Origin of the sequence: Rhodococcus sp. AH-ZY2 (genome assembly GCF_030916465.1) — a bacterium.
Lineage (GTDB): Bacteria > Actinomycetota > Actinomycetes > Mycobacteriales > Mycobacteriaceae > Rhodococcus > Rhodococcus ruber.
Genome location: NZ_CP126458.1, coordinates 5,075,689 through 5,100,486 on the forward strand (window position 1 = coordinate 5,075,689; position 24,798 = coordinate 5,100,486).

Consider the following 24,798-nt stretch of genomic DNA (forward strand, 5'->3'; position numbering starts at 1 on the left):
CGGAGGATTCTTCAACGAATCTTCATGGAATGACCGGTCAAGGCCACATCTGCGGGAGGAAGACTCGGATCTGTTCGGACAGGCCGGCTGCGATAGCGGCTCCCAGCGGACCTCGAGGAGCGGTGATGATGCACAAGTGGAGTATCAATGTCACACCCGCCGAGCGGATTGCCCGAGTCATGATCGGCCTCGCCGGCGTGGTCGGCGGGGCATATGTGCTCATGGGCGGCGCCACGGCGGTCACTGCGGTGCTGGCTGTGCTGTTGATTCTCGCAGGGCTGGACCTGGTGGTAACCGGGGCAACCGGTCACTGCCCGCTGTACCAGAAGCTGGGATATGTCCCAGCCTCGTTGAAGGGCGGAACATCATGACGAACGAAGAACGGCGCGACCCGCAACCCGGGCTCCACGATCATCCCGAGGGTCATGGCGGACCTCAGAACAGTGGCGGTCACGGTCGTCACCGCTGGATGATGATCGCGTGCTGCATCCCGATGCTCGTCATCGCCCTCGTATTGGTGCTCACCGGCACCGTAGGAGCCGGAGCGGTGGTGTTCGCCTTGGCCTGTCTGGGAATGATGGCGATGATGATGCTCCCCGGGGGCGGACACCGGCATTGACGAAGGCGCCGATGGGCTGGTCTCGATACCGTGGGTCAGTCGTCCCGCGAGCACAGAGGGCCGAGTGCCGTAGTCGCCATTCCGAGGCGACCCGACGACCCACCATCATCATCACAAGAGGAGTCGAAGCGAATGGACGAAACCACCGTTCTCGAGGTCGGTGGGTTGCACTGGGCGACATCGACTGCAGTGATCGAATCGGTGCTACGGCGCCGACCGGGCGTGACCACGGTGGAGGCGAACGCGGCAAACCAGACCGCCACCGTCACCTACGACCCGACCCGAACCTCGGTGGCGGAGCTGTCGACATGGGTGCGGGACTGCGGGTACCACTGCACCGGGCGGTCGGTCCCGCATCACATCTGTGATCCGATGACCGAGGCACCCTCTGAACTGGTCAACCCTGCCCTCGACTCTCGAACACCCCATGCCGAGCACGCGACGCATACCGAACACGCCGCGCACGGAGGCCATGCAGCGCACGAAATGCCCGCCGAGCACGGCACCCGCTCCGCCCAGGAGATGATGGGCCACGGCGGTCACGCCGGGATGTCGATGGACGCCATGGTCCGCGACATGCGCAACCGGTTCCTGGTGGCGCTGGTGCTGTCGATCCCGATCACCTTGTGGTCTCCCATCGGCCGAGAAGTCCTCGGATTCACCGTGCCGGCGCCGTTCGGCCTCCGCGACGACGTGTTCATGTTGTTGCTGAGCCTGCCGGTGATCTTCTACTCGTCCTGGATCTTCTTCGACGGTGCCTTCCGGGCGCTGAAGGCGCGGACCCTGGACATGATGGTGCTCGTCGCCGTCGCGATCGGCACCGGCTGGCTCTACAGCGTGGGCGTCACCCTGACCGGCGGCGGCGAGGTGTTCTACGAGGCCGCCACCGTGCTGGCGAGTTTCGTGCTGCTCGGGCACTGGTTCGAGATGCGCGCCCGCGGCGGCGCCAACGACGCCATCCGGACCCTGCTCGAACTCGCCCCCCCGCAGGCGGTGGTCCTGCGCGACGGGCAGCCGGTGGAGATCCCCACCGCCGAGGTCGTGGTCGGGGACCTGCTTCTGATCCGACCGGGGGCGAAGATCCCGGTCGACGGCACCGTCGAGACCGGCAGTTCCGAGGTCGACGAATCGATGGTCACCGGGGAGTCCCTGCCGGTGACCAAGACCGAAGGATCCGAGGTGATCGGTGCCTCGATCAACACCACCGGCACCCTGCGGGTCCGGGCGACCAAGGTCGGCTCCGACACCGCGCTCGCGCAGATCGTCGCACTGGTGCAAGAGGCGCAGAACTCCAAGGCACCCGGCCAGCGCCTGGCCGATCGCGCCGCGTTCTGGCTGGTCTTCGTCGCCCTGATCGGCGGCGTGGGCACCTTCCTGGTGTGGTGGCTCGTCGACGGGAACGTACAGATGGCGATATTGTTCGCCATCACCGTCGTGGTGATCACCTGCCCCGACGCGCTGGGGTTGGCCACCCCGACCGCGATCATGGTCGGCACCGGCCTCGGCGCCCAGCGCGGCGTGCTGTTCAAGAACGCCACCGCCCTCGAGACCTCGGCCCGCATCGACACCGTGGTGATGGACAAGACCGGCACCTTGACCAAGGGCGAACCGGAGGTCACCGACGTCGTCGTCGACGGGCTCGACGAGGACGAAATGCTGGCTCTGGTGACGGCGGTCGAACGCGAATCCGAGCATCCCCTCGCCGGTGCGATCGTGCGCTACGCGACCGCCCGCGACATACCAGAGGTGTCGTTGGAGAACTTCCGCAACGTGCCCGGACACGGCGCGGTCGCCGAGGTGGCGGGCCGGCGGGTGGCCGTGGGCAACCGCAAGTTGATGGTGGCCGAGAATGTCGAGTTCGGGGCATTGATGGACCGACGCGACGAGCTGGCGTCGACCGGCCGCACCGCGGTCCTCGTCGCGGTCGACGGCCGCGGCGTCGGGGTGATCGCCCTGGCCGACGCCGCCCGGGAGACCTCGGCCGAGGCGGTGGCGTCGCTGCACGAACTCGGCATCGAGGTGGTCATGCTCTCCGGCGACAACGAGGCCACAGCCCGGCGCATCGCCGGACAACTGGGCATCGACACCGTCATCGCCGAGGTGCTGCCCGGCGACAAGGCCGACAAGATCGCCGAACTGCAACGCGGCGGGAAGAAGGTCGCCATGGTCGGCGACGGCGTCAACGACGCACCCGCCCTCGCGCAGGCGGATCTGGGCATCGCCATCGGTGCCGGCACCGATGTCGCGATCGAAACCGCCGATCTGGTGCTGATGCGTTCGGACCCGCTGGATGTGCCGATCGCGCTGCGCATCGGCCGGGGCACCTTGCGCAAGATGCGGCAGAATCTCGGCTGGGCGGTCGGGTACAACGTCATCGCGCTGCCGATCGCCGCCGGCGTGTTCGAGCCCGCATTCGGGCTGGTGCTGCGCCCGGAGATCGCCGCGATTTCGATGTCCGGCTCGAGCCTGATCGTCGCGGTCAACGCACTGATGCTCAAACGACTGCAACTGCCTACGCCGCCCCAGCCTGAACCGAGCGAGCGGACGCGGGCGCCCGAGCCCACACCGACGGGTCCACGCTGACCGAAAGTCGCTGCCGCGGACACTCGCGCTGGACGACGAGACGAGGAACACCATGGACACAACCGTGCATACGCCGGACCGCACCGGACCGCTGAGCCGCGAGGAGCTCGCCGCGCTCGACACCTGGTGGCGAGCCGCGAACTACCTGTCGGTGGGGCAGATCTACCTCATGGGCAACCCGCTGCTGCGCGAGCCGTTGCGTCCCGAGCACATCAAGCCCCGGCTGCTCGGACACTGGGGCACCACCCCGGGGCTGAACTTCGTCTACGCCCACCTCAACCGCGCGATCGCCGCCCGCGAGCTGGACGTGATGTACGTGATGGGTCCCGGGCACGGCGGTCCCGGGCCCGTCGCCGCGGCCTGGCTCGAGGGCACCTACAGCGAGATCTACCCCGACGTGTCCCAGGATGCGGACGGCATGGCCCGGCTGTTCACCCAGTTCTCGTTCCCCGGCGGCATCCCTAGCCACGTCGCCCCCGAGACACCCGGGTCCATCCACGAGGGCGGCGAGCTCGGGTACGCCCTGTCGCACGCCTACGGCGCCGCCTTCGACAACCCGGACCTCATCGTCGCTGCCGTGGTGGGCGACGGCGAGGCCGAGACCGGGCCCCTCGCCACCAGCTGGCACTCCACCAAGTTCGTCGACCCGCGCCGGGACGGCGCCGTGCTGCCGATCCTGCACCTGAACGGGTACAAGATCGCCAACCCGACCGTCCTCGCCCGCATCGACCACGACGAGCTCGAGCACCTGCTCCGCGGCTACGGCCACGATCCGGTATTCGTCGAGGGCTCCGATCCCGAGCGCATGCACCAGGCGTTCGCGGCGGCCCTGGACCACTGCGTCGATGCGATCCTCGAGATCCGGCGCCGCGCCCGCCGCGACGGGGTCACCGAGCGACCGCGCTGGCCGATGATCGTGCTGCGTTCCCCGAAGGGCTGGACCGGACCGAAGGAGGTCGACGGTCTCCCGGTCGAAGGGTACTGGCGCTCGCACCAGGTGCCCTTCGCCAATGCCCGCGACGACGAAAGCCACCGCAAGATTCTCGAGGAGTGGCTGCGCAGTTACCGGCCCGAGGAACTGTTCGACGACCACGGTGCCCCCGTGCCCGCGATCCGCGACCTGCACCCGGCGGGGGAGCGGCGGATGAGCGCCAACCCCCATGCCAACGGCGGGCCGCTCGTACGAGACCTGGCGTTGCCGGACTTCCGCGACTACGCCGTGCCGGTCGAGGCGCCCGGTACCGGCAGCGTCGAATCGACCCGCGTGCTCGGTACCTTCCTGCGCGACGTCATGCGCGAGAACACGAGCACCTTCCGCGTGTTCTCACCGGACGAGAACAACTCCAACCGCCTCGGTCCGGTCCTCGAGGCCACCGCACGCACCTGGAACGCCCGCATCCTGCCCACCGACGACCGACTCGCCCCCGACGGGCGGGTGATGGAGATCCTGTCCGAGCACACCTGCCAGGGCTGGCTCGAGGGCTATCTGCTGACTGGCCGGCACGGCTTCTTCTCCTGCTACGAGGCCTTCGTCCACATCGTCGACTCGATGTTCAACCAGCACGCCAAGTGGCTGCGCACCACCAACGGCATCGACTGGCGCCGGCCGATACCGTCGCTGAACTACCTGCTCACCTCGCACGTGTGGCGGCAGGACCACAACGGCTTCTCGCACCAGGACCCGGGCTTCATCGACCACGTCGTCAACAAGAAGGCCGACGTCATCCGCGTGTACCTGCCGCCGGACGCGAACACCCTGCTGTCGGTGGCCGACCACTGCCTGCGCACCCGGCAGTACGTCAACGTGATCGTCGCCGGCAAGCAACCGCAACTGCAGTACCTCGACATGGATGCGGCAATCGTGCACTGCACCAAGGGAATCGGGATCTGGGACTGGGCCGGCACCGACCAGGGGGTCGAACCCGACGTGGTGCTCGGCTGCGCCGGCGACGTGCCCACCATGGAAACCCTCGCCGCCGTGGAGATCCTGCTCGAATGGTTCCCCGACCTGAAGATCCGCGTCGTGAACGTCGTGGATCTGATGCGGCTGCAGGACCACACGGAGCATCCGCACGGACTGTCGGACCGCGAATTCGACTCGCTGTTCACCACGGACAAGCCGGTGATCTTCGCCTACCACGGCTACCCGTGGCTGATCCACCGCCTGACGTACCGGCGTACCAACCACGACAACATCCATGTGCGCGGGTACAAGGAGGAGGGCACCACCACCACGCCGTTCGACATGTGCGTGCTCAACCAGATCGACCGGTTCGACCTCGCCATGGACGTCGTCGACCGGGTGCCCCGTCTGCATCCGATCTCCGCGTACGCGCGCGAGTACCTGAAGAACCGGCTCGTCGAGCACCACCAGTTCATCCGCACGCACGGGGAGGACATGCCCGACATCCGCGACTGGGAGTGGGGCCGGGCACGGGGAACGGTCCCGGGGACATCCGACCAAGTTCTTTCCGCCGAGCACCAAGCATGACCGGAGAACATGCAATCTGATTCAGGTGACGTGCTGCGGTGTCTCGCTCGTCTGCCGATGCTCTTGCGGCGGACGCCCGCCTCGTCCCGGGGTGCTTCACCTGGTTTCGTCGGTGCGGAGCGAGCGGTCCACGGGCATGTCGCCCTAGATCGAGTGCTCACCTGTCCGCCGCTACCGGTGACGAGTCTGCCGTATCGCCGGACCTGCCGGCTCTCATTAGGGTGACCCGCAGTGCACCACCTGGGTGCGGTCACCTACGGTCCATTGCGGCCGGGTACTGCGGGGTGGGGCATCTGCTCCGCGTGCGAGCGCGACTGCCTGCGAGTGCGACTGCCTGCGGGCGCGGCGAATGTAGCTGCACCGCGCGTGCTGCTGCTGGCGGTGGTGGTGGTGCTCGTCGTCGTGGGACACACTCGGGTTGCAGGGGCGGTCGTTCGTCAGCGGCGGTCGCGGACCGGTGGAATTGGCGACGATCGACGCCAGCGCGGCCCGCGAACCGATCCGGGTCTACGTCGGCCTCGAATCCACGACCGGCATCGCCGCGCGGGTGAGTTTGGTTCTCGCCGAACTCGATCGCACCGGGGCGTGGGATCGGAAGATCCTCGTCGTGGCCGGTACGACCGGGGCCGGCGAAATCGATCCGGTCGCAACCGACTCCGTAGAGTTGATGTACAACGGAGACACCGCCATCGTCGCATGCAGTACTCGTTCCTGCCGAGCTGACTCTCGTATCTGGTCGACCGAGCCGCCGCCACCGCGCTCGTCGAAGGTGTCCGCCAGCGGTGGGCGCAGCTTCCTCCGGACCACCGCCCGCGCCTGGTTGTCTATGGTGACGGTCTCGGCGCGCAGGCGATGGAATCCGCCTTCGATGACCTGGATGACCTGCGGCGATCGGTCGACGGCGCACTGTTCGTCGGTCCCCCGAACTCGACGCGGCTGTGGCGCACTGTGCAAGATCGGCGCGATCCCTGCACAACCGAGGTGCTGCCGACCTACGCCGGTGGGCTCGTCGTCCGGTTCGCCGCGACCCGGCAGGATCTGGCGGGGTCCGATACGGACGCGTTGCACACCGCGACCGGCCCGTGGACGCCCCCACGGATGTTGTACCTGCAACACAGCTCCGATCCGCTTGTGTGGTGGGATCCTGCGCTAGTGATTTCGCGGCCGGACTGGCTGTCCGAAACGCCAGGTTCTGATCGCAGCCCCGCCATGCGCTGGCACCCGTTCGTGACCTTCGGACAGGTAACCCGTCGACCTCGCCGAGGCGCAGGCTGCGTCGCCGGGACACGGACACAACTACACCGACCTGATGCCCTACGCCTGGGTCGCGGTCGCAACGCCGCAGGGATGGAGCGAAACCGACACCGAGCGTATCGCTCGCGCTGCGGCGGCGTCACCACAGAAGCGCTGAGAACACCGCGCGCCGGCCACCACACCCCCGAACAGTCCCTCGGTCGGGAAACGGACCGCACCTTCTCGGTGTGATAGGCGCCCAACTACGCTACTTAGTAGCATGACAAGGGATAACCGCTGAACGAGGAACCCATAGCCGGGGAGCCCCGTCCGGGGCGATGGACGGATGGCGGATGTTGCAAGGAGAACTATGCAGGGACTGGGGGGGCTCGAAGCCGAGGTGATGAACGAACTGTGGTCCACCGACGAACCACAGTCGGTGCACGACCTCGTGGAGCGCCTGCGCGACCGCAAGCAGTTCGCCTACACCACGATCTTGACCGTGGTGACCCACCTCCATGAAAAGGGTTGGGTGCAGCGGGTGAAACGTAGCCGCGCCTACTTCTACTCGCCCACCTGTAGCCGAGAGGAAGCCACTTCCCAGGCGTTGCGGGCGTTGCTCGACGGCAGCGCCGACTCCAGTGCCGTGCTGTTGCATTTCGCTAAGACGGTAACCGATCGGGAGTTCGACGCTCTGCGTCGAGGCCGGACGCGTAGGACGCCCAATCGATGACTTTGGCCGTAATTCTGCTCCTCGGTGCCGTTCTGATCGCGGTAGCGTCACCGAGGCTGCTTCAACGCCTGACCGACACACCCTTGCCGCCGGGGCTGGCGCTGGCAGCGTGGCTGGGCAGCATCGGCGGCACGCTGTTCTTTGGCACGTCGGCGGTCGTCGTTTCCCTCTGGCCCGACCATGCCCCCGCCGAAGCGACCGTCGAGGCACTGGTGTGGTGTTTGTCGGTTGTCTCTCACGCCGCGGCGCCATGGATCACCGAGGCGCTCGCCGGCATCGGAACTCTCGCTCTGGTTGCCGCGGTAGTCCGCACGACTGCGATAGGCCGGCGATACACGCGGGCGCAGGCACGGGTGCGTGACTACCACCGTGAGGTCGTGGCCATCGTTGCTCGATCACGGGGCGACGACGTGATGTGGCTCGATCATCCGATGCCCTTGGCCTACAGCGTCAGCGGTCGGCCCGGCTTCGTGGTGGCTACCGAAGGATTGTCCAACTGTCTGAGCACCGGCGAACGCGACGCTGTGCTCGCGCACGAGCGCGCTCACCTACTGGGCCGGCACCATCGCATCGTCAGTGCGTGCGACATTCTCGCCGCGGTGTTTCCCTACGTACCCCTCTTCGGTGCGGCCCCAACTGCCGTGAAGACTCTCGTCGAACTCACTGCGGATCAGCACGCGGCCCGGATCACCAGCGTTCCCACGGTACGGGCCGCGTTGACTGCGGTGTCGGCGTCCTCTTTGCCCCGCCCCGCTGGGACGTTGGGATTGAGCAACGACACGTCACTGCGGCTGCGGAAGTTGCGGACTACCGGTCGGGCACGCTGGCCGCGACTGTCATGCGCGGCCATCGTCGCCGTCTCGATGCTGGGGCCCGCCGTCACCGTTCTCGCGGGCGCCACCGTTGCGTCCGCCGTCGCGTGTGTGGCCTGAGAAGGATCCCCCAGGGCCTACCCTGCAGCGGTAGTTCCTCTCTGTAGCGGTGGCGCCCACCGGGCTCGCGACGCGTCGTCCTCTCCGCAGATCCTGGATCCACAGGTTCTTGGCCCGGAGCGCGGTGTTCGAGCCGGAGCACGGCTGCTTCGCCTGCGGGCGATCCCACGACGCCGGCTCAGCACTCGAGCCTCTTGTCTACCCACCCAACGGAGTGGTCGACTAAATCTTCGACCATGCGCGCGCGGGAATGCACTGAACGCCGACACCACCGCCTTGGCGTGGCCCCTCAAAGGACCGATCTTGGGGAATCCGCGGCCAACTGGTCGGGATCGGACTGGACGAAGATCGTGCGAAACACCGCGGTGACCATGTCGGACTGCGACGTTGTCGACGGCACGTGTGCCAGCGCCATCACGCACGACATGCACCTGGCACCGGTGACGCCTCGCCCCTGCGGCCAGACCATTGACGAAACCCACCCTTGGGAAGCGGCGCCGCAATGCGGCGGCCACGTCGGCATGCTGGTCGCCGATCACCAATCGGGCACGGACAGGCTGCGTCTGTTCAGCGAAGCGAGGAAGCTGCGCCGGAACACCTCATCTCCAGGGTCTCCGACGCCGGGGCCTGAGCTGCCACCCGCGTGCGGGGACTCGTACCTCACGTGCGCCCTCGGTGGCGATCCCCGGAGCGACCAGGACACCACATCGAGGTCACCCGAGAGGAGGCGCCTGCGTACGCCCCGCCACGGGACGTTAACGGACTGGAGAATTGTCGAGGACGGACGCCGCGGCGCTGCGTCACCGCTATCGCTCCCGCGGCCACCCATGCATTCAAAATGAGTGCTCGAGGTCTCCTCAGGGTCGGTATGACCGTTTCGGAGCGCCCCAAATCACGGCAGCGTCCTCGACGCACTAGAGACACGCGTGAACTACACGCGCGCCAGGTCCGCCTCGGCGACTCCGCGTGCTGCGAGCCACTGGATCGGATCGACCTTCATCCCGTTCGAATCCGTGGTTTCGAAATGCAGATGCGGGCCGGTGGATTGACCTCGGTTTCCGACGGTGGCGATCTGCTCGCCGGCCTGCACCTGTTGGCCGACCGCGACCAAGGTCTCGTTGATGTGCCCGTACGTGGTGGTCGATCCGTCGTCGTGGCGGATCTGGACCCATAAGCCGAACCCGGAGGCCGGGCCGGAGTTGATCACGGTGCCGGCCGCGGCCGCGTACACCGGTGTGCCGATGTTGTTGGCGATGTCGAGGCCGGCGTGGGTGGTGCCCCATCGGGGGCCGAAAGGAGAGGTCAAGGTCCCCGAGACGGGTGCCACTGCGAGCGGCTGGGGCGACGTCGGCGGGGCCATGACGGCGAGCGGGGGTACGTTCCACGGGGCGGCCGGAGCCGGTGCGGGTGAGGGGGCGGGATCCGGGGCCGGCTGGGGGGTCGGGACCTGGCTCGCCTCCGGGGCAGGAGTTGGATCCGGGGTAGGGAGTGTGGGGAGGAGGTGTTGGGCGGCGGCGAGTTGGTCGAGTGCCGCATCGACTTCGGGCAGGGCGGTCAGCGCGGCCATGTCTGCAGGGAGGGGAGCGGCAGCGTGGACGTCGTTGTTCACCTGGGTGGGGTGCGCACCGGCCACCGCAGGAGAAGCAAACTGGGAACCCACCGTCAGCAGCGTTCCGGTGGCCACTGCCGAGGCCCACACGGTCGTGTGCGTCTCACGTGCTGCTTGTACCCGGTGGCGACCGCTCCGCCCTGACGACTGTGACCGAAAAGTCACAGTCGTGTCACGGATGCGTCGGTCCCGGTCCGGCGCGGAAAGATGGTGTCGCCCCACTTAACTACTCCTGACATGCGTTTTCTCTCCGGCGCCCGTAGGGAGCCGGTAACTGAAGATAACGAAAAGATATACGACGAGTACGGAAAAAACTACCTCGTTTAGTAGTTCATCGGGTGTGAGGCCGACGACGGACCAGTAGAGAGGGCAAAGCAGCGAGGGAGAACAATGCTTCCGGTCCAGCGCCCAGGCGGGTGGCCCAAGTCAGTTCGGTGTTCAGCGGGAGCTTTCCGACGAGGGTGTCGGCGGTGAACATCGCGCTGTGCTCGACGACAGTGCCGTCGGGGATGATCAAGGCGCTGACTCCGGTGGTGGCCGCGACGATCACGGAGCGGCCGTGCTCGACGGCGCGCACCCGCGACATGGCCAATTGCTGATAGGTCATCTCGGTGCGCCCGAATGTGGCGTTGTTGGTGGGGACGGTGATCAATTGAGCTCCGGCGCGCACCGACTCGGCGACCGCATCGTCGAAGGCGACTTCATAGCAGGTGGCCACCGCGACGGGCACACCGTTGAGATCGATGCGGCCGGTGCCGTCTCCCGCAACGAAGTTGCCGGCTCGAGCCGAGGCCGGCCACAACCGTTCGATTACCGGGCGCAGCGGAAGATACTCACCGAACGGCACCAGGCGGCGTTTGAGGTGCTGCTGGCCGGGGCCGGTGGTCGGATCCCACACCAGTGCGCTGTTGCCGCTGGTGCCGTCACCGTTGTCGAGGACGGCGCCGACGAGGACCGGCACACCGATCGCCGCGGTGGCCCGGTCGAGCCCGGCGCGGGCATCACGGTTGCGTAGTGGATCGATGTCCGAGGAGTTCTCCGGCCATATCACCAGATCGGGACGCGGGAGTCGTCCTGCTGCCACCTCGGCGGCGAGCCGTTCGGTGGCCGCAAGGTGATTGTCGAGTACAGCGCGCCGTTGGGCATTGAAGTCCAGCCCCGTCCGAGGGACATTGCCCTGCACTGCGGCGACGGTGACCGGCGGGCCCGGTGCGGCCACCGAGCCGATCACCGCGGCCGGGGGTGACAATGCCAGCGGTACCCCGGCGAGCGCGGCCATGGAAAGCCCTGCGCGGCGCCGCCGGACTCGCAGGAAGACCCCGGCAGCTGCGGCGGCAGTACCGGTCAGTGCCACAGCGAAACTCATTCCCGGCGCGCCCACGAACGATGCCAGAGACAGGAAAGGGCCCTCGGCCTGACCGAAAGCAAGCCGTCCCCAGGGAAATCCACCGAAGGGCACTCGTGCGCGCACCGCCTCGGTGACCACCCAGGCTCCGGCGATGGACAGCGGCGCCCCTGGGCGAGAACTGAGCGCCGCGGCGAGTGCCCCGAACCCGCCGACGGCCAGCGCCTGGACGGCGGCAAGCGCCACCCACGGCACTGCTCCGACGTAGACCCCCACCCACGGCAGCAACGGCAGGAAGAACCCGAGGCCGGCAAGGTAGCCGTAGCCGAATCCGGCACGTAGGCTGCGGCGCGTCACCGTTGCGGTCAGTACGGCGATCCCGGCCGGAGCCAGCCACCACCATCCGGTGCGGGGAGGGAAACTGGCGTACAGCAGCAGCCCCGCAAGCGCCGCGGCAGCACAGCGCAGCAGGCGTGGTGACCACATCTCCCGTCGGCTCGGCCACGGTCCGGTGTCGGCAGTGGTGCCTGTCACGGCGAGGGTCATATGGTCCTTTGCGGCGAGAGGCCGATGCGTCTGCCGGGGTCGGGGTGGGCAGGGTCAGTTCAGCCCGGCGTAGGAGTGCAGGCCGGAGACGACCATGTTGATGACGAACAGGTTGAACAGCATCGCCACGAAACCGGCGATGTTGATCCATGCGGCGCGGGTTTCGCGCCAGCCGGCGGTGGCGCGGGCGTGCAGGTACGCGGCGTAGATCACCCAGGCGATGAACGAGACGGTTTCTTTCGGGTCCCAGCCCCAGAATCGGCCCCAGGCGGCCTCGGCCCAGATCGCCCCGAGGATGACCCCGGCGCCGAACAGTGGGAAGGCGAAGATCGTGGTGCGGTAGGCCAGGCGGTCGAGGGCGCGGGCGTCGGGCAGGCGCGCCGTCATCGTCGCCAGCCGGCTCCCGGGGCGGTGTTCGGCGCGCAGCGCCAGCAGAAACAACATGCTGGCCACCCCCGAGACGAGGAACACCCCGCTCGAGACGGACACCACCGACACGTGGATCGGCAGCCAGAACGACTGCAACGCCGGCACCACCGGGGCGGCGTCGGCGTAGAGCACGGTGCCGGCGACGAACAGCAGCACCAGCACCGGGAGCAACGCGAACATCCACACCACCCGCAGCGCCGGGCGGCGCAGCACGATCAGACCGGCGAGCACCCCGATCGCGGCGGTGACGGTGACGAACTCGTACATGTTGCCCCAGGGGAAACGGGCGGTGGCCAGCCCGCGCAGCACCATCGACCCCACGTGCAGGATCCAGGCGACCACGAGCACGCTGATGCCCATCCGGCCGAGCCGGTCCGACAGCTCGCGCCCGGTCGGCGTGATCACCCGGCCGGGCCCGGGGGCTGCCGGGGGGACAGCTGCGGCGGGGACGAGGGTGGGGTCGGTGCGGCGGGTGCGGACCGCGGCGAATTCGGCGACGAACAGCACAAACGCCAGCAGGTAGACGGCGAAGGCGGCCTCGAAGCTCAGGTCGGAGTAACGGGCGAGGGTGTCGTCGATCGGCATGGCTCTAGCGGTCCTCTTTCGCAGCAGGTGATGCCCCGGTCCCGGGGGCCAGGCGTCGGCAGATATCGGTGAATTCCGGTCCCCAGCCGGCGTGGTCGGTGCGGGCCAGCCCGCCGAGTTCGACGGCGGTGCCGCGGCCGGCGGGGCGCAGCCGCACCCAGATCCGGCGGCGTTTGATCACCAGTGAGGCCACCAGCCCGCCCATCATGGTGATCGCGAAGACCAGCACCCAGTTCTGGGCAGGGTCGTGGGAGACCTGCAGGTAGGCGAATTCCTCGGCGCCGTCGAACCGGACGGTGGTGCCGTCGGTGAGGGTGGTGTGTTCTCCGGGTCGCAGGTTGACCCGGGCCTGTTTGACCAGTCGGCCTTGGTTGATCATCTCGGCGTTGAGCGAGAAGATCGACTGGGGAATGCCGGTGTCGAGGCCGGTGTCGCCCTTGTAGATGTCGACGGCCACTGCGGGATCGCGCATGTCGGGGAACACCGAGGTGAGCAGGGTGCCGTTGAACGCGGCGGTGGGAGCGAACAATCCTTCGATCGCGATCTGGTTGCGGCGACGCTCGTCCGGATCCGGATAGGTGCCGCCGGGCGGGTCGAAGCGCAGCGCTCCGCTGCTGAGGAACGTGGTGGCGTCTTCGGGGGCGAACTGCAGTGTCTCGGTGCGTTGTTGCCCGTCGGGGAAGGTCACGGTGAACCGGGGGGCGTAACCGTGACCGGTGAGATACACCCGTTCGTCGCCCAGCCGCAGCGGCTCGTTGACCCGCACTTGGTACCGCTGCCAGCGGTCGGTGCCGATGTCCGTGCCGGTCTGGTAGGACAGCGTGGAGGTGAACATTTCGGCTTGCCCGTTGTCGAGGTAGTCGGCGGAAAAATCTTCGACCTTGAGGCAGAACGGATCGAGTCCGGTGCCGTCGGTGGCGGCTCCGGCGCGGAACGAGTCGTACACCGCCGGGGAGGTGTTGCACAATCCCGGCCCGCCGTCGGCGATGACGATCACCGACCCCTCGTACCCGAACAGCCGACCGGTGGCCACCGCCACCAGCAGCCCGACCAGCGAGAAGTGGAAGACCAGGTTGCCGGCTTCGCGCAGATACCCTTTTTCCGCGGATACCGCCTGTACCGCGCCGGGCTCGGTGCGGGTGGTCAGACGCCAGCCTCGCAGCAGGTCGTGGACCCGGTCGAGGGACTCCTCGACCGGCGCGTCGAGCAGCCCCTGGTGGTGATGCGGCAATCGCGACAGGTTGCGCGGTGCAGGTACCGGGGCGCTGCGCACAGCGCGCAGATGCTCGCGCAGCCGGGGGATCAGGCAGCCGATGAGCGAAACCATCAGCAGGGCGTAGACGGCGGTGAACCAGAAGCTGGCGAACACGTCGAACGCTTCGAGCCGGTCCAGGACGGGGCCGAGGACCGGACGCGCGGCGATGTACTCGTCGACCTTGCCGGCGTTGAGGCTTCGCTGGGGCAGCAACGCCCCGGGGACGGCAGCGAGGGCGAGCAGGAACAGCAACACTAAAGCGGTGCGCATGGAGGTGAGCTGACGCCATAGGTTGCGTGCCGTGGCGACGGCTCGGCGCAGCGGTGAGGGTTCCGGCGGCGGTGACGGCTTCGAGGCCGGAGCACGGTCGGTGACGGTCATATCGGCAGCACCACGTCAGTGACGAACTCGTCGCGGATCCAGGCGATGAACATCTCCCAGACTCCGGTCATCAAGGCGAATCCGACCACCACGAGCAGCATGCCCCCGGCGATCTGGATATTGCGGGAGTTGCGGCGCAGCCATCCCACCCCACGCAGGGCGGAAGAGGAGCCGAAGGCCAGCGCGACGAACGGCAATCCCAACCCCAGGCAGTAGGCGATGATCAGCACCACGCCACGGGCGGCGGTGGTGCCTTCGGTGCCGGCGGCCACCGAGAGCACCCCGGCCAGCGTCGGGCCCAGGCACGGTGTCCAGCCGAGGGCGAACACTCCACCCAGCAAGGGAGCTCCTGCCAGCGAGGAGATCTGCCGCGGGGCGAAACGCAGATTCTTCTGCAAGGCGGGGACCCACCCGAGGAAGGTCAACCCCATGACCACGGTGACGGCGCCACCGATGCGTTGAAGCAGTTCCTGGTTGACGCGCAACGCCCCGATCACCCCGAAGACCGACGCCGTGGCCAGGACGAACACCACGGTGAACCCGGCGACGAACAACAACGCGGCACCGGTGACCCGCCACCGTCCGGCGGCGCGGACACGCGTATCGCCCGCCGTGACCGTCGGTGCTTCCGCCCCCGAGACCGCGGCCAGGTACGACAAGTACCCGGGCACGAGCGGAATACAGCACGGCGAAGCGAAGGAGACCAGACCGGCCAGCGCCGCCGCCGCCAGCGCGAACACGAGCGGCCCGGTGGCGGCGACCGTCTGGAAGCTGGTGCCCAGTTCTTGCGCCAGGACGATCATGACTCCGCCGCCACTCGCTCGATGACCGGCTGCAGATCCTCGGTCAGCAGCGCCCGCAGGAACACCGCGGCGACCCGATGCTGCCGGTCGAGAACGAGGGTGGAGGGGATGACGCTCGTGGGGAAGTTCCCCCCCAGGGCGATCAGGGTGCGCATCGGCGGATCGTAGATGGACGGGTAGGAGACGTTGTTGTCGATCACGAAGTCCTGTGCCTTGTCACGTTGAGGATCGCGGACGTTGATGCCGAGAAACTGCACCCCCAGAGCCCGGGTGGCGGCGTAGGCGCGTTCGAGATCGTCGGCTTCGCTGCGGCACGGGGCGCACCACTGGCCCCACAGATTGAGCACCACCACCTGGCCGGCATAGTCGGCCAAATCCACGGTGACACCGTCGGCCATCAGATCCGGGCCGGAGAGCGGCCCGAGGGTGCCGCGGGCGGACGGCGGGTCGTAGAAGATATCGGTCTGGCCGCCGGGGGCGACGAAATCGAAGGTGCCGCCCTGGGCGACGGCGTCGGTTCCGGTGCCACAGGCACCGGCCCCCAGCAGCACCATCACGGCGAGGACCGCCCGTGCCAGCAGTCGACACCCCAGTCGACCAGTCGGCGTCGCGCCCCTCCTCACGGCAGCCAGTTGACGGCGGCACGGAGCCGGTCCGAGCGCATCGTAGGAGTGGCGATCCGGTCCCCCCCGAACCGTCCCGCCGCCGGAGCAAGGTCGGAGGCAGCCCGGGTAGGCAGGCAAGAGCATTCTGCGCCCGGTCGTCGGTCTCGAGGAACGAGGGATAGCCGATGCACAGGTCGGTCGTCGGCGTCGCGGCGGAAGCCACGGGATCCGGCACGTTGACCCCGATCGCGCGCACCGCGCCGGTCTCGTGAGCGTAGGCTTTGAACAGGGGAATCCTCTCCCGGCACGGTCCGTACCACGACGCCCCCCGGGCGAGCAGTGCCGGCGCCCCGGTCATGGCGGCACCGACATCGACCGGCCGCTCCGGACTCCGGCACCGCACCGTTGTGTCCGCTCCAGGGCGCGCGGTGCCGACGCCGGCGCCGGTCGGACAGGACGGTGGTGCGCCCGGACCGGGCAGGGCCCTGCCAGCCGGGCTGGAGAGTGCGGCTACGGTCGTGGGCGGTAGGCCGGAATCCGCTGGGGGTCTGTCGTCGTCTTCCCGTCAGGCCACAACGGCCCACGAGCCCGGCGATGACGAGCGGACACGCGATCGACCGCGCAGCTCTGGTAGACATGTGGGCCCCTTCCGTTGTCGTCCGGTCGAAATACTACGCGACATAGTATTTACCGGCCGATTGGCCGGGCTCAGCTGCGGCTCGACGGCCATTTTCCTTGTGGGTCGGTTTCCCTGGGTCGGGGTATGCCGCGCCCGGGCCGACCTGCACCTGATCACCAGGCGTCATCATGGTGCTTCTCTGATCCACGCGACAGAATGGAACGTACCGCTACCTTCTTCGGTGGTCCCGCACCGCGGGGCGACGGTCGCTAAGTTCGGTATGACTTCTTGCCCCTGTCTCTCGAATGATCCGGGGGTGGTGTCACCGAACCTGGTGACGTCGATGAACCGCAGGTAGACCTCCGATTACCTGACAGATCTCGCCGACCACCAGCGGGCCGGTGTGCGGGAATCAGGATCTCGCCTGCACACACTCGACTGGTGATAGGGATACATTCCGACGTGCGCTGTTGCCGGGCGGGGTCAAGGTCAGAGACAGGCGCAGCTGTCGGTTCCAGTTGAAGACTGAGCAGGTATTCCGGGGCGATCTGCTCGTTTTTCGGCCGGACCCGACAGCAGCGGATCTTGCCGGCGTCGTCGCGGTGCCGTGTTCATGCGGACGACAGTCAGGCGAGGCTGAATCGAGGCGGACCCGGCCGGGAAGGCTTCGTCAGCCGGACAGCTCTACTTCCAGGTCCACGGGTTGTCCTGGGCGGGATCATCGGACTGTTCCATCCCCGCGGATCAGCAGGAAGTAGGTGTGATAAGCACCAACCCGAGCCGGAAGCCGGTCTTCCCGGGGTAGGGCTGGGAGATGATGTGGGCGCGTTCGAGGTGCCGCCAGGGATTGGTGTTGTTGGCAGCGCGGCGGGCGGCGGTCATTTCCGCGGTGTAGGCGCTGCGCAGGTGTTCAGCCATTCGGCTCACGGCACGTCGTCCTTGCTGGCGGATTCGAGGAGTAGGGCACCGATGACGAGGACTGCGCCGCAGGTGATGAAGGTGTCGGCGAGGTTGAAGGTGGCAAACCATCCGGTATAGAAGTAGTCGGTCACCTTGCCGTCGAGGAGTCGGTCGATGACGTTCGCGGTGGCGCCGGCGACGATCGCGGCGAGTCCGACGGTCTGGATCGGTCGGCCGTCAGGTGCGGTGCGCCAGGCGAACACGCTGATCGCTGCGGTGACGGCTGCGGTGACCGTGAGAACGACCGCGGTGGGGAGTTGGTCACCGAGACTGAACGCGACCCCGGTGTTGTAGGTCAGCTGCAGTTGCAGCAGGCCGAGGTCGACGGTGCGACCTCCGGACAGGGCTTCGTGTGCAATCGGACCGACGACCATCGCTGCCGCCGCCAGGATGACGGCGACCGTGACGAGGGTGCGGCGGCCGTGACGCCATCCCGCCGGGGAGGTCGAGACAGGGACCTCAGCGGACGTCATGACCGGGCTCCGGCGAGCGGTTCGCGCGCGATCGCCGAGGGTGTCGCCGCGGTGAGGGTTCGGGCGCGCCCGGCCCGGACGCCGTTGGCGATGACGACGATCTCGGCGACTTCGTGGACGAGGACGACGGCGGCCAGGCCGAGAACACCGAACAGGGCCAGCGGCATCAAGACGGTGATGATCGCCAGGGACAGGCCGACGTTCTGCAGCATGATCGTCCGGGACCGGCGCGCGTGATGCAGTGCTTGAGGCAGGTGGCGCAGGTCCTCGCCCATCAGGGCGACGTCGGCGGTTTCGATGGCGACGTCGGTTCCCATCGCACCCATCGCGATTCCGAGGTCCGCGGTGGCGAGGGCCGGCGCGTCGTTGACGCCGTCGCCGACCATCGCGGTCGGACGAGCAGTCCGGAGGGTTCCGACGATGCGGGCCTTGTCCTCCGGGCGCAGGTCGGCGTGCACCTCGTCGATGCCGACGTCGGTGGCCAGGGCGCGGGCGGTGCGGTCGTTGTCGCCGGTGAGCATCGCGACGTGGTAGCCGTCGCGGCGCAGGCCCGCGATCACCTCGCGCGCCTCGGGGCGGAGTTCGTCGCGGACGGCGACCGCTCCGATGACGGTGCCGGCGCGTTCGATCAGGACCGCGGTGGCGCCGGCGTGCTGCATCCGCTCGATATCGGCGGCGAGCACAGCGGGGTCGATCCAGCCGGGTCGGCCGAGCCGGACCGGTGTGCCGTCGATGTGGCCGGTCAGTCCGGCACCGGTCACGGCCTCGACCTCATCCGCGGGCACGTAGTGGTCGACGGCAGCGAGGATCGCTCGGGCCAGCGGGTGTTCGCTGCGCGCCTCCAATGCGGCGGCCACTGCGAGGACGTCTTCGCGTGTGGTGCCGTTCGCGGTGGCGACGTCGATCACGACGGGCTGATTACGGGTGAGGGTGCCGGTCTTGTCCAACGCGACGGCGCGGATGCGGCCGAGCGCTTCGAGCGCGGCACCGCCCTTGACCAGGACACCGAGCTTGGACGCGGCGCCGATTGCGGCGACGACCGTGACGGGGATCGCGATCGCCAGCGCGCACGGTGAGGCTGCGACGAGCACCACGAGGGCGCGTTCGATCCACACCCGCGGGTCCCCGGCCAGGCTGCCGACGGCGGCGATGATCGCGGCCGCCACCATGACGGCCGGGACAAGAGGTTTGGCGATCTTGTCGGCCAGACGCTGTGCCTCGCCCTTGCGGGACTGCTCGGCCTCGACGATCCGCACGATCTTGGCCAGCGAGTTGTCCTGCGCGCCAGCGGTGACCTCGATCTCGAGGACCCCGGTGCCGTTGATCGACCCGGCGAACACCTCGTCACCGGGCCCGGCTTCGACGGGCACCGACTCGCCGGTGATCGCGGAGGTGTCCAGGGCGGTTCGGCCGGTGCGAATGATGCCGTCGGTAGCGATCCGTTCCCCGGGCTTGACGATCATGATCTCGCCGAGAGCGAGTTCCGCCGGGGCCACAGTCTCCTCGCGGCCGCCGCGGAGCACCGTGGCGGTGTCTGGGACCAGGGACAACAGGGCGCGCAGGCCACGGCGGGTGCGGGTGACCGCGTACTCCTCGAGTCCCTCGCTGATCGCGAACAGGAACGCGAGCATGGCAGCCTCGCCGACCTCGCCGAGTATCACCGCCCCGACCGCCGCGATCGTCATCAGCGTGCCGACACCGATCTTGCCCTTGGCCAGCCGCGTGAGTGTCGACGGGACGAACGTGTAGCCGGCCACGATCAGCGCCGCTATCTCGAGGCCTAATCCGAGGGCATCGGCTCCGCCAGCAACTCGGACGATCAGGGCCGCGACGAGCAGCACACCGGCCGCGGCGGCGGCCCGGATCTCGGTGACCTGCCACAGCTTTTCGGGCTCGCGTTCCTCCTCACCCTCAGGACGGGGCTCGTCGTGGCCGCAACCACACGCGTCGCTCATGCCGTCACCCCCGCATCAGCGTCAGTGCCATAGTTCGGGCACAACGCGACCGCGTTCCCGGTCGCGGCCAGCAGCGTCTCCGCGGCCGCGAGCAGGTCCATCAACTCCGGCCGGGCCAGCGAGTAGAACACCTGCCGGCCCTGCGGGCGGCCCTCGACAAGATTGCAGTCTCGAAGGCACGCCACGTGTGCCGACACCGTCGACTGCGCCAACCCCAACTCGCCAACCAGATCCGCCACCCGCGCCTCACCTTCAGCGATGCGGCGCACGATCGCCAACCGGGTTCCGTCCGAGAGGCTGTGGAACAACGCGACCGCCGCATCGAGATTCGGGATTGCCGCGCTCGATGAGGCTCTGGTCGCACAACAGTCCGCATTGATCGTCATGCCGCGATGATAGCGGGTTACGACGATTATACGGAATTACCTGGGAGGGTGTGCTGTTTGACGATCCTCAGACAGCACACCCCACCCCCACCAGGCACCCGATCGCGTCCTGCGGAATCCGGTGTGGACTTGATCGCTTTGTGGCGGTCTTCTGTGGCTACTTCTTGGCGGCGACGTACCAATCGGGCGTTCTGGCCGGAAGAATTAGAGCGAGTCGGCGACTCACGGGTGCGTGGTGGGGTTTGCGTCGGTTTTGTCAGAGTCCGAATGCTCCGCCGCTGATCAGGATGAAGGCGCCCAGGCCGATCAGGACAGTCGGGAACAGGATATGTTCCCAGCGCTCTAGGACTTCGGCGATCGGTCGGCGGGTGGCGACGAACTTGGCCAGGCCCACCAGTCCCGCCACCAGCACCAGGAACACGATGCAGTAGGCAACTACGGCTCCCGTGCCCACGTTGAGAAAGACGGGGACGTAGACGCCGATGTTGTCGCCGCCGTTGGCGAAGGTTACGCCGGCCACGGTCCATACTGCGACGTTCTTGCCCTCGATCTTTGCGTCGTCGTCATCATCGTCCCCGCGCCAGGCCTGCCACGCGGCCCGCAGTCCCAAGCCCAGTGGGATCAGTCCGAAGTAAGGGATGGCCCCCGGGGGCAGGAAGGCTCCCGCGCCCAGGGAGACGAGCACTGCGGCGCCGAGGATGCCGACGAAGCCAAGATACTGGCCGGCCAGAATGCGTGCGGTGGTGCCGCGTTGGCCTGCTCCGCGGGCGAAAAACAGCGACAGGACGATGATGTCGTCGATATTGGTGGCAATGAACAGGCCGATCGCCTGCAGGGCCGAGGACAGGATCACGCCTGCACCTCCGTGGCGTGACAACCCGGCACTGAGCAGTCGGGCTCCAAGCAGGGGGCGTTTTCGTTGACCGCGAGGGTGACCTCGACCAAGGAGGATAGCGACCGCGCCAAGTGCGGGTCTGCGATCTCGTACCGGGTCTGGCGGCCTTCGGGCACTGCGGCAACGATCCCGCAGTCGCGCAGGCATGCCAGATGGTTCGACACGTTCGACCGTGTCAGCTCCAAATCGCGGGCCAGCTCCGCCGGGTAGGCCGGCTGCTGCAGCAAGGTCAGCAGTATCCGGGACCGCGTCGGGTCGGCCATCGCCCGCCCTAACCGGTTCATCACATCCACACGAGAAACAATAGTCAGCACTTACTGAACTATACAGCGTCTGCTGAACTGTTGGGACAGCGCCTTAAAAACCTAAAGATTTATGAGACATCAGGTGGAGGCTGAAATTCGAGATCGCTTCATGGGTCAATGGACACATTTTTCGTCTCTCGAAGTCGTCTCACTGCAAAGTGTCGCAGGGTGGTGCTCGGCAGGGGTTTGTGAGGCACAATCGGGTCATGAGGCTGTTGGGGTACACCCGCGTGAGTACCGCGAGTCAGGACGCGCAGTTGCAGTTGGATGCACTCGTGGATTCCGGGGTGCAGAAGCGGGATGTGTTTGCGGATGTGACCTCGGGTAGCCGGACCGCGATCGAGCGCCCCGGGATGAAGCGGCTATTGGACTACGTCGAGCCCGGCGACACGGTCGTGGTATGGCGCATCGATCGGCTCGGCCGTTCCCTGATCGATGTCCTCAACACTGTGAACCTGCTTCGGGACAAGGGCGTCAAGATCCAGTCTCTCTCGGACGGCATCGACCCGGAGACCACTTCCGGCCGGCTGATGCTGGGCATGCTCGCAACGCTGGCCGAGTACGAGCGCGAGCTCATCACCGAGCGAGTCAATGCCGGCATCGCTGCGGCGAAGCAGAGCGGCACCCGCTTCGGTCGTCCACCTGTTGACCCAGCGGTGATTGCCGAAAAACTCGACATCGCCCGAGACGCCAGAGCCAAGGGCCGCACAGCCGAAGAGGCCGCCCGGCTGGTCGGGTGGTCCCGCGCCACTCTCTACCGGCACCAACAAGCTGCCCGCGACCGCGACACGGTCTCCCAGCAGGTGTGACGTGGACGGGCCGCAGCGGTGGCGCATCCTGCGACTTCACGTCGAGGACGGCATCTCGCTGACGGCCTTGGCCCGCGACACCGGTACCGGGCTGCGCACCCTGCAACGCTGGCACCAGCTCTACAAGACCGGCGGCATCGCGGCGTTGGAGCCGCGGCCACGGCGCGACACGGGATCTCGACGTACTCCGGCGGAACTGGTCACGTTCCTCGAGCACCTCGCGCTCACCCGCCCACGCCCGAGTACCGCTACTTTGCATCGGCTCACCGTGACCGAAGCGGGGCGCTTGGGTTTGGCGGCCCCGAGTTATGCCACGGTCCGCGCCATCGTCCTCGCTTTGGACCCGGCCCTGGTGACGCTTGCTCTGGAGGGGCCGGCAGCATATCGGGACCGGTACGAACTGGTGTTCCGCCATCGTGCCGAACGCCCGAATACGACGTGGCAAGCCGATCACACCGAACTCGACATCCTCATCACTGGCGCCAGTGGCACCGCCGAGCGGCCCTGGCTGACGGTGGTGATGGACGACTACTCCCGCGCTGTCTGCGGATACATGGTTTTCACCGGGGCGCCCTCGGCGATGAACACCGCGCTGGCGCTACGACAGGCGATCTGGCGCAAGACTGATCCGGCCTGGGCGATGTGCGGGCTACCTGACGTCCTCTATATCGACCACGGCAGCGACTTCACCAGCCACCACCTCGAGTACACCGCGATCGCACTGAAGATCCGCCTCATCTTCTCGACCGTCGGACGACCGCAAGGCCGAGGCAAGATTGAGCGATTCTTCGGCACAGTCAACACCGAACTCCTGGCCACCCTGCCAGGACACCTGGCGCCCGGGGCAAAGGCGCCGCAACCATCGTTGGACCTACCTGCGCTCGATCAAGAAATCGCCAGTTTCATCGCCACCTACAACGAGCGGACTCACCGGGAGATCGGCACGAGCCCGAAGAAGGCGTGGATTGGTGATGGCTGGTTGCCGCGCATGCCCGAATCCCTCGATGAACTCGACGGACTACTGCTGACGGTGCCCAAACACCGCACCGTGCAGCGTGACGGAATCCATTTCCAAGGCCACCGCTACCGCTCATCGACCCTGGCACCGTTCGTTGGGCGCCCCGTCACGATCCGATACGACCCGCGCGATGTCTCCGAGATCCGCGTCTACGACCACGACACCTTCGTCTGCGTCGCCATCGACGAGGCCCACCCGAACGAGAGACTGAGCCTGCGCGAGATCGAGACAGCACGCCGTGCCCGCCGCCAGAAACTGCGTAAAGACATCAACGACCGCATCCCCCGTATCGCCGATCGTGAAGAACCCCGCACCACTGCGCCCGTTGCCCGCCGATCGAAGCTGCGAACCTACGAAGAGGATGAATGATGACCAAGGACTTCATCGTCACCAAGGAACACCGCCGCTTTAGAGAGTTCGCGAACGCCGTGCGCAAAGAACACACGATCGGCATCTGCCACGGCGATGCTGGCATCGGCAAGACCCTCTCGGCACGCCGCTACGCCCACTGGGACACCCTGGGCGCATACATCGACGAATGGGGTCCCCGCACCGAAGACGACGCGAAGCACCACGCCACAGCAAACCGGACCCGCACAGTGTTCTACACCCCCGAAGTCCTGCCCCGGCATAAACAGCTCATGGCCGAGATCGAGCACCTACGCATCAGAGTCGGGATCTGTGTCGACGAACATCAACGCAGTATCGGCAAGGCCACCGGCGCTCGCACCGGTGACGTGACCAGGTGGGTCGAACTATTAATCATCGACGAAGCCGAACGCCTGACCCCGACTGCGCTCGAACTACTCCGCGATCACCACGATCGCCACCAACTGGCAATCGTCCTCATCGGTATGCCTGGCATCGATCAGCGTTTCCGCCACTACCCGCAGCTCTACTCTCGCCTCGGATTCTCACACCGCTACCGGGCACTCGGCCGAGAAGAACTGCTCTTCGTCCTCGACCGCCACTGGAAACGCCTCGGCCGCACCCTCGACCCTGACGACTTCACCGACGCTCAAGCTATCGCCGCGATCGAACGCATCACCCGGGGCAACTTCCGACTCCTCGAACGCCTCTTCCCGCAGATCGCCCGAGTGCTCAAGATCAACCAACTCGAGACCATCACCGACGACGTCATAGAATCCGCCGCTAGCATCCTCGTGATCGGAAACTAACGCCCCCGAGCGATCACAGAAAACCGCCACACAGCGCTCAAACCCACAACG

The 24,798-nt window shown here is 67.3% G+C and carries 21 protein-coding genes and 3 pseudogenes; 12 read left to right on the forward strand and 12 right to left on the reverse strand.

Features of this window, described 5'->3' with window-relative positions; genetic code table 11:
- Window positions 1–125: 125 nt before the first annotated feature.
- The 9 genes and pseudogenes from QNA09_RS24325 (at window position 126) to QNA09_RS24350 (ending at window position 8,591) form a co-directional block, all read left to right on the forward strand.
- On the forward strand, window positions 126–371 hold the full coding sequence (locus tag QNA09_RS24325) for a DUF2892 domain-containing protein (protein WP_006937119.1): 246 nt from the start codon (window positions 126–128) through the stop codon (window positions 369–371).
- Complete coding sequence (locus QNA09_RS24330) at window positions 368–619, forward strand: membrane protein (RefSeq protein WP_040273282.1); 252 nt, start codon at window positions 368–370, stop codon at window positions 617–619. The genes QNA09_RS24325 and QNA09_RS24330 overlap by 4 nt, the downstream gene beginning before the upstream one ends.
- A gap of 132 nt (window positions 620–751) precedes the next feature.
- Complete coding sequence (locus QNA09_RS24335; protein ID WP_006937121.1) at window positions 752–3,202, forward strand: cation-translocating P-type ATPase; 2,451 nt, start codon at window positions 752–754, stop codon at window positions 3,200–3,202.
- 52 nt (window positions 3,203–3,254) lie between these two features.
- Window positions 3,255–5,693 carry a phosphoketolase gene (locus QNA09_RS24340; RefSeq protein ID WP_040273279.1) on the forward strand — a complete coding sequence of 813 codons (2,439 nt, stop codon included), beginning with the start codon at window positions 3,255–3,257 and terminating at the stop codon, window positions 5,691–5,693.
- Window positions 5,694–6,150: 457 nt separating this feature from the next.
- Window positions 6,151–6,381 (forward strand): annotated as a pseudogene (locus QNA09_RS29215) (alpha/beta-hydrolase family protein); the annotation flags it as partial.
- 44 nt (window positions 6,382–6,425) lie between these two features.
- Window positions 6,426–6,881: pseudogene (locus QNA09_RS29220) on the forward strand (alpha/beta-hydrolase family protein); the annotation flags it as partial.
- A gap of 73 nt (window positions 6,882–6,954) precedes the next feature.
- A pseudogene (locus QNA09_RS29225) lies at window positions 6,955–7,104 on the forward strand (alpha/beta-hydrolase family protein); the annotation flags it as partial.
- A 192-nt stretch (window positions 7,105–7,296) separates the two neighbouring features.
- Entirely contained in the window at window positions 7,297–7,659 is a 363-nt protein-coding gene (locus QNA09_RS24345) for a BlaI/MecI/CopY family transcriptional regulator (RefSeq protein ID WP_006946598.1), read from the forward strand.
- Window positions 7,656–8,591, forward strand: coding sequence for a M56 family metallopeptidase (locus tag QNA09_RS24350; protein ID WP_006946599.1), 936 nt, complete (start codon window positions 7,656–7,658; stop codon window positions 8,589–8,591). The genes QNA09_RS24345 and QNA09_RS24350 overlap by 4 nt, the downstream gene beginning before the upstream one ends.
- A gap of 931 nt (window positions 8,592–9,522) precedes the next feature.
- Here QNA09_RS24350 and QNA09_RS24355 read toward each other — a convergent pair.
- The 12 genes from QNA09_RS24355 to QNA09_RS24410 form a co-directional block, all read right to left on the reverse strand.
- Window positions 9,523–10,275, reverse strand: a complete 753-nt coding sequence (locus QNA09_RS24355) for a M23 family metallopeptidase (RefSeq protein WP_040273277.1) — start codon at window positions 10,273–10,275, stop codon at window positions 9,523–9,525.
- A gap of 256 nt (window positions 10,276–10,531) precedes the next feature.
- A complete protein-coding gene (gene lnt / locus QNA09_RS24360) occupies window positions 10,532–12,031 on the reverse strand; it encodes an apolipoprotein N-acyltransferase (protein ID WP_040273286.1) in 1,500 nt (499 codons plus the stop codon).
- A 114-nt stretch (window positions 12,032–12,145) separates the two neighbouring features.
- A complete protein-coding gene (gene ccsB / locus QNA09_RS24365) occupies window positions 12,146–13,105 on the reverse strand; it encodes a c-type cytochrome biogenesis protein CcsB (RefSeq protein ID WP_119699266.1) in 960 nt (319 codons plus the stop codon).
- Window positions 13,106–13,109: 4 nt separating this feature from the next.
- Window positions 13,110–14,741, reverse strand: coding sequence for a cytochrome c biogenesis protein ResB (locus QNA09_RS24370; protein WP_162919271.1), 1,632 nt, complete (start codon window positions 14,739–14,741; stop codon window positions 13,110–13,112).
- Window positions 14,738–15,544 (reverse strand): cytochrome c biogenesis CcdA family protein, encoded by an 807-nt coding sequence (locus tag QNA09_RS24375; protein ID WP_006942282.1) that lies wholly within the window; start codon window positions 15,542–15,544, stop codon window positions 14,738–14,740. Before QNA09_RS24375 ends, QNA09_RS24370 begins: the two co-directional genes overlap by 4 nt.
- A complete protein-coding gene (locus QNA09_RS24380) occupies window positions 15,541–16,098 on the reverse strand; it encodes a TlpA disulfide reductase family protein (protein WP_040273242.1) in 558 nt (185 codons plus the stop codon). Before QNA09_RS24380 ends, QNA09_RS24375 begins: the two co-directional genes overlap by 4 nt.
- Window positions 16,099–17,512: 1,414 nt before the next feature.
- Complete coding sequence (locus tag QNA09_RS24385; protein ID WP_081637035.1) at window positions 17,513–17,686, reverse strand: DUF3703 domain-containing protein; 174 nt, start codon at window positions 17,684–17,686, stop codon at window positions 17,513–17,515.
- Window positions 17,687–17,691: 5 nt separating this feature from the next.
- Entirely contained in the window at window positions 17,692–18,201 is a 510-nt protein-coding gene (lspA, locus tag QNA09_RS24390; RefSeq protein WP_006943046.1) for a signal peptidase II, read from the reverse strand.
- Window positions 18,198–20,156 carry a cation-translocating P-type ATPase gene (locus QNA09_RS24395; RefSeq protein WP_006943047.1) on the reverse strand — a complete coding sequence of 653 codons (1,959 nt, stop codon included), beginning with the start codon at window positions 20,154–20,156 and terminating at the stop codon, window positions 18,198–18,200. Before QNA09_RS24395 ends, lspA begins: the two co-directional genes overlap by 4 nt.
- The gene (locus QNA09_RS24400; RefSeq protein WP_081637036.1) at window positions 20,153–20,542 is read right to left on the reverse strand and encodes a helix-turn-helix transcriptional regulator; all 390 of its coding nucleotides are present in this window, start codon (window positions 20,540–20,542) and stop codon (window positions 20,153–20,155) included. Before QNA09_RS24400 ends, QNA09_RS24395 begins: the two co-directional genes overlap by 4 nt.
- 256 nt (window positions 20,543–20,798) lie before the next feature.
- Window positions 20,799–21,395: a cadmium resistance transporter gene (locus QNA09_RS24405; RefSeq protein WP_003939264.1), complete on the reverse strand. Its 597-nt coding sequence runs from the start codon at window positions 21,393–21,395 to the stop codon at window positions 20,799–20,801.
- Window positions 21,392–21,751 (reverse strand): helix-turn-helix transcriptional regulator, encoded by a 360-nt coding sequence (locus QNA09_RS24410; protein WP_003939265.1) that lies wholly within the window; start codon window positions 21,749–21,751, stop codon window positions 21,392–21,394. The genes QNA09_RS24405 and QNA09_RS24410 overlap by 4 nt, the downstream gene beginning before the upstream one ends.
- A 197-nt stretch (window positions 21,752–21,948) precedes the next feature.
- On the opposite strand from QNA09_RS24410, the gene QNA09_RS24415 reads away from it, so the two are divergent.
- Genes QNA09_RS24415 through QNA09_RS24425 form a run of 3 tightly spaced genes read left to right on the forward strand, consistent with a single transcriptional unit; the run spans window position 21,949 to window position 24,747 of the window.
- Complete coding sequence (locus QNA09_RS24415) at window positions 21,949–22,551, forward strand: recombinase family protein (RefSeq protein WP_003939266.1); 603 nt, start codon at window positions 21,949–21,951, stop codon at window positions 22,549–22,551.
- 1 nt (window position 22,552) lies between these two features.
- Window positions 22,553–23,938 (forward strand): Mu transposase C-terminal domain-containing protein, encoded by a 1,386-nt coding sequence (locus tag QNA09_RS24420; RefSeq protein ID WP_003939267.1) that lies wholly within the window; start codon window positions 22,553–22,555, stop codon window positions 23,936–23,938.
- Window positions 23,938–24,747 (forward strand): AAA family ATPase, encoded by an 810-nt coding sequence (locus QNA09_RS24425; protein ID WP_003939268.1) that lies wholly within the window; start codon window positions 23,938–23,940, stop codon window positions 24,745–24,747. Before QNA09_RS24420 ends, QNA09_RS24425 begins: the two co-directional genes overlap by 1 nt.
- Window positions 24,748–24,798 lie beyond the last annotated feature (51 nt).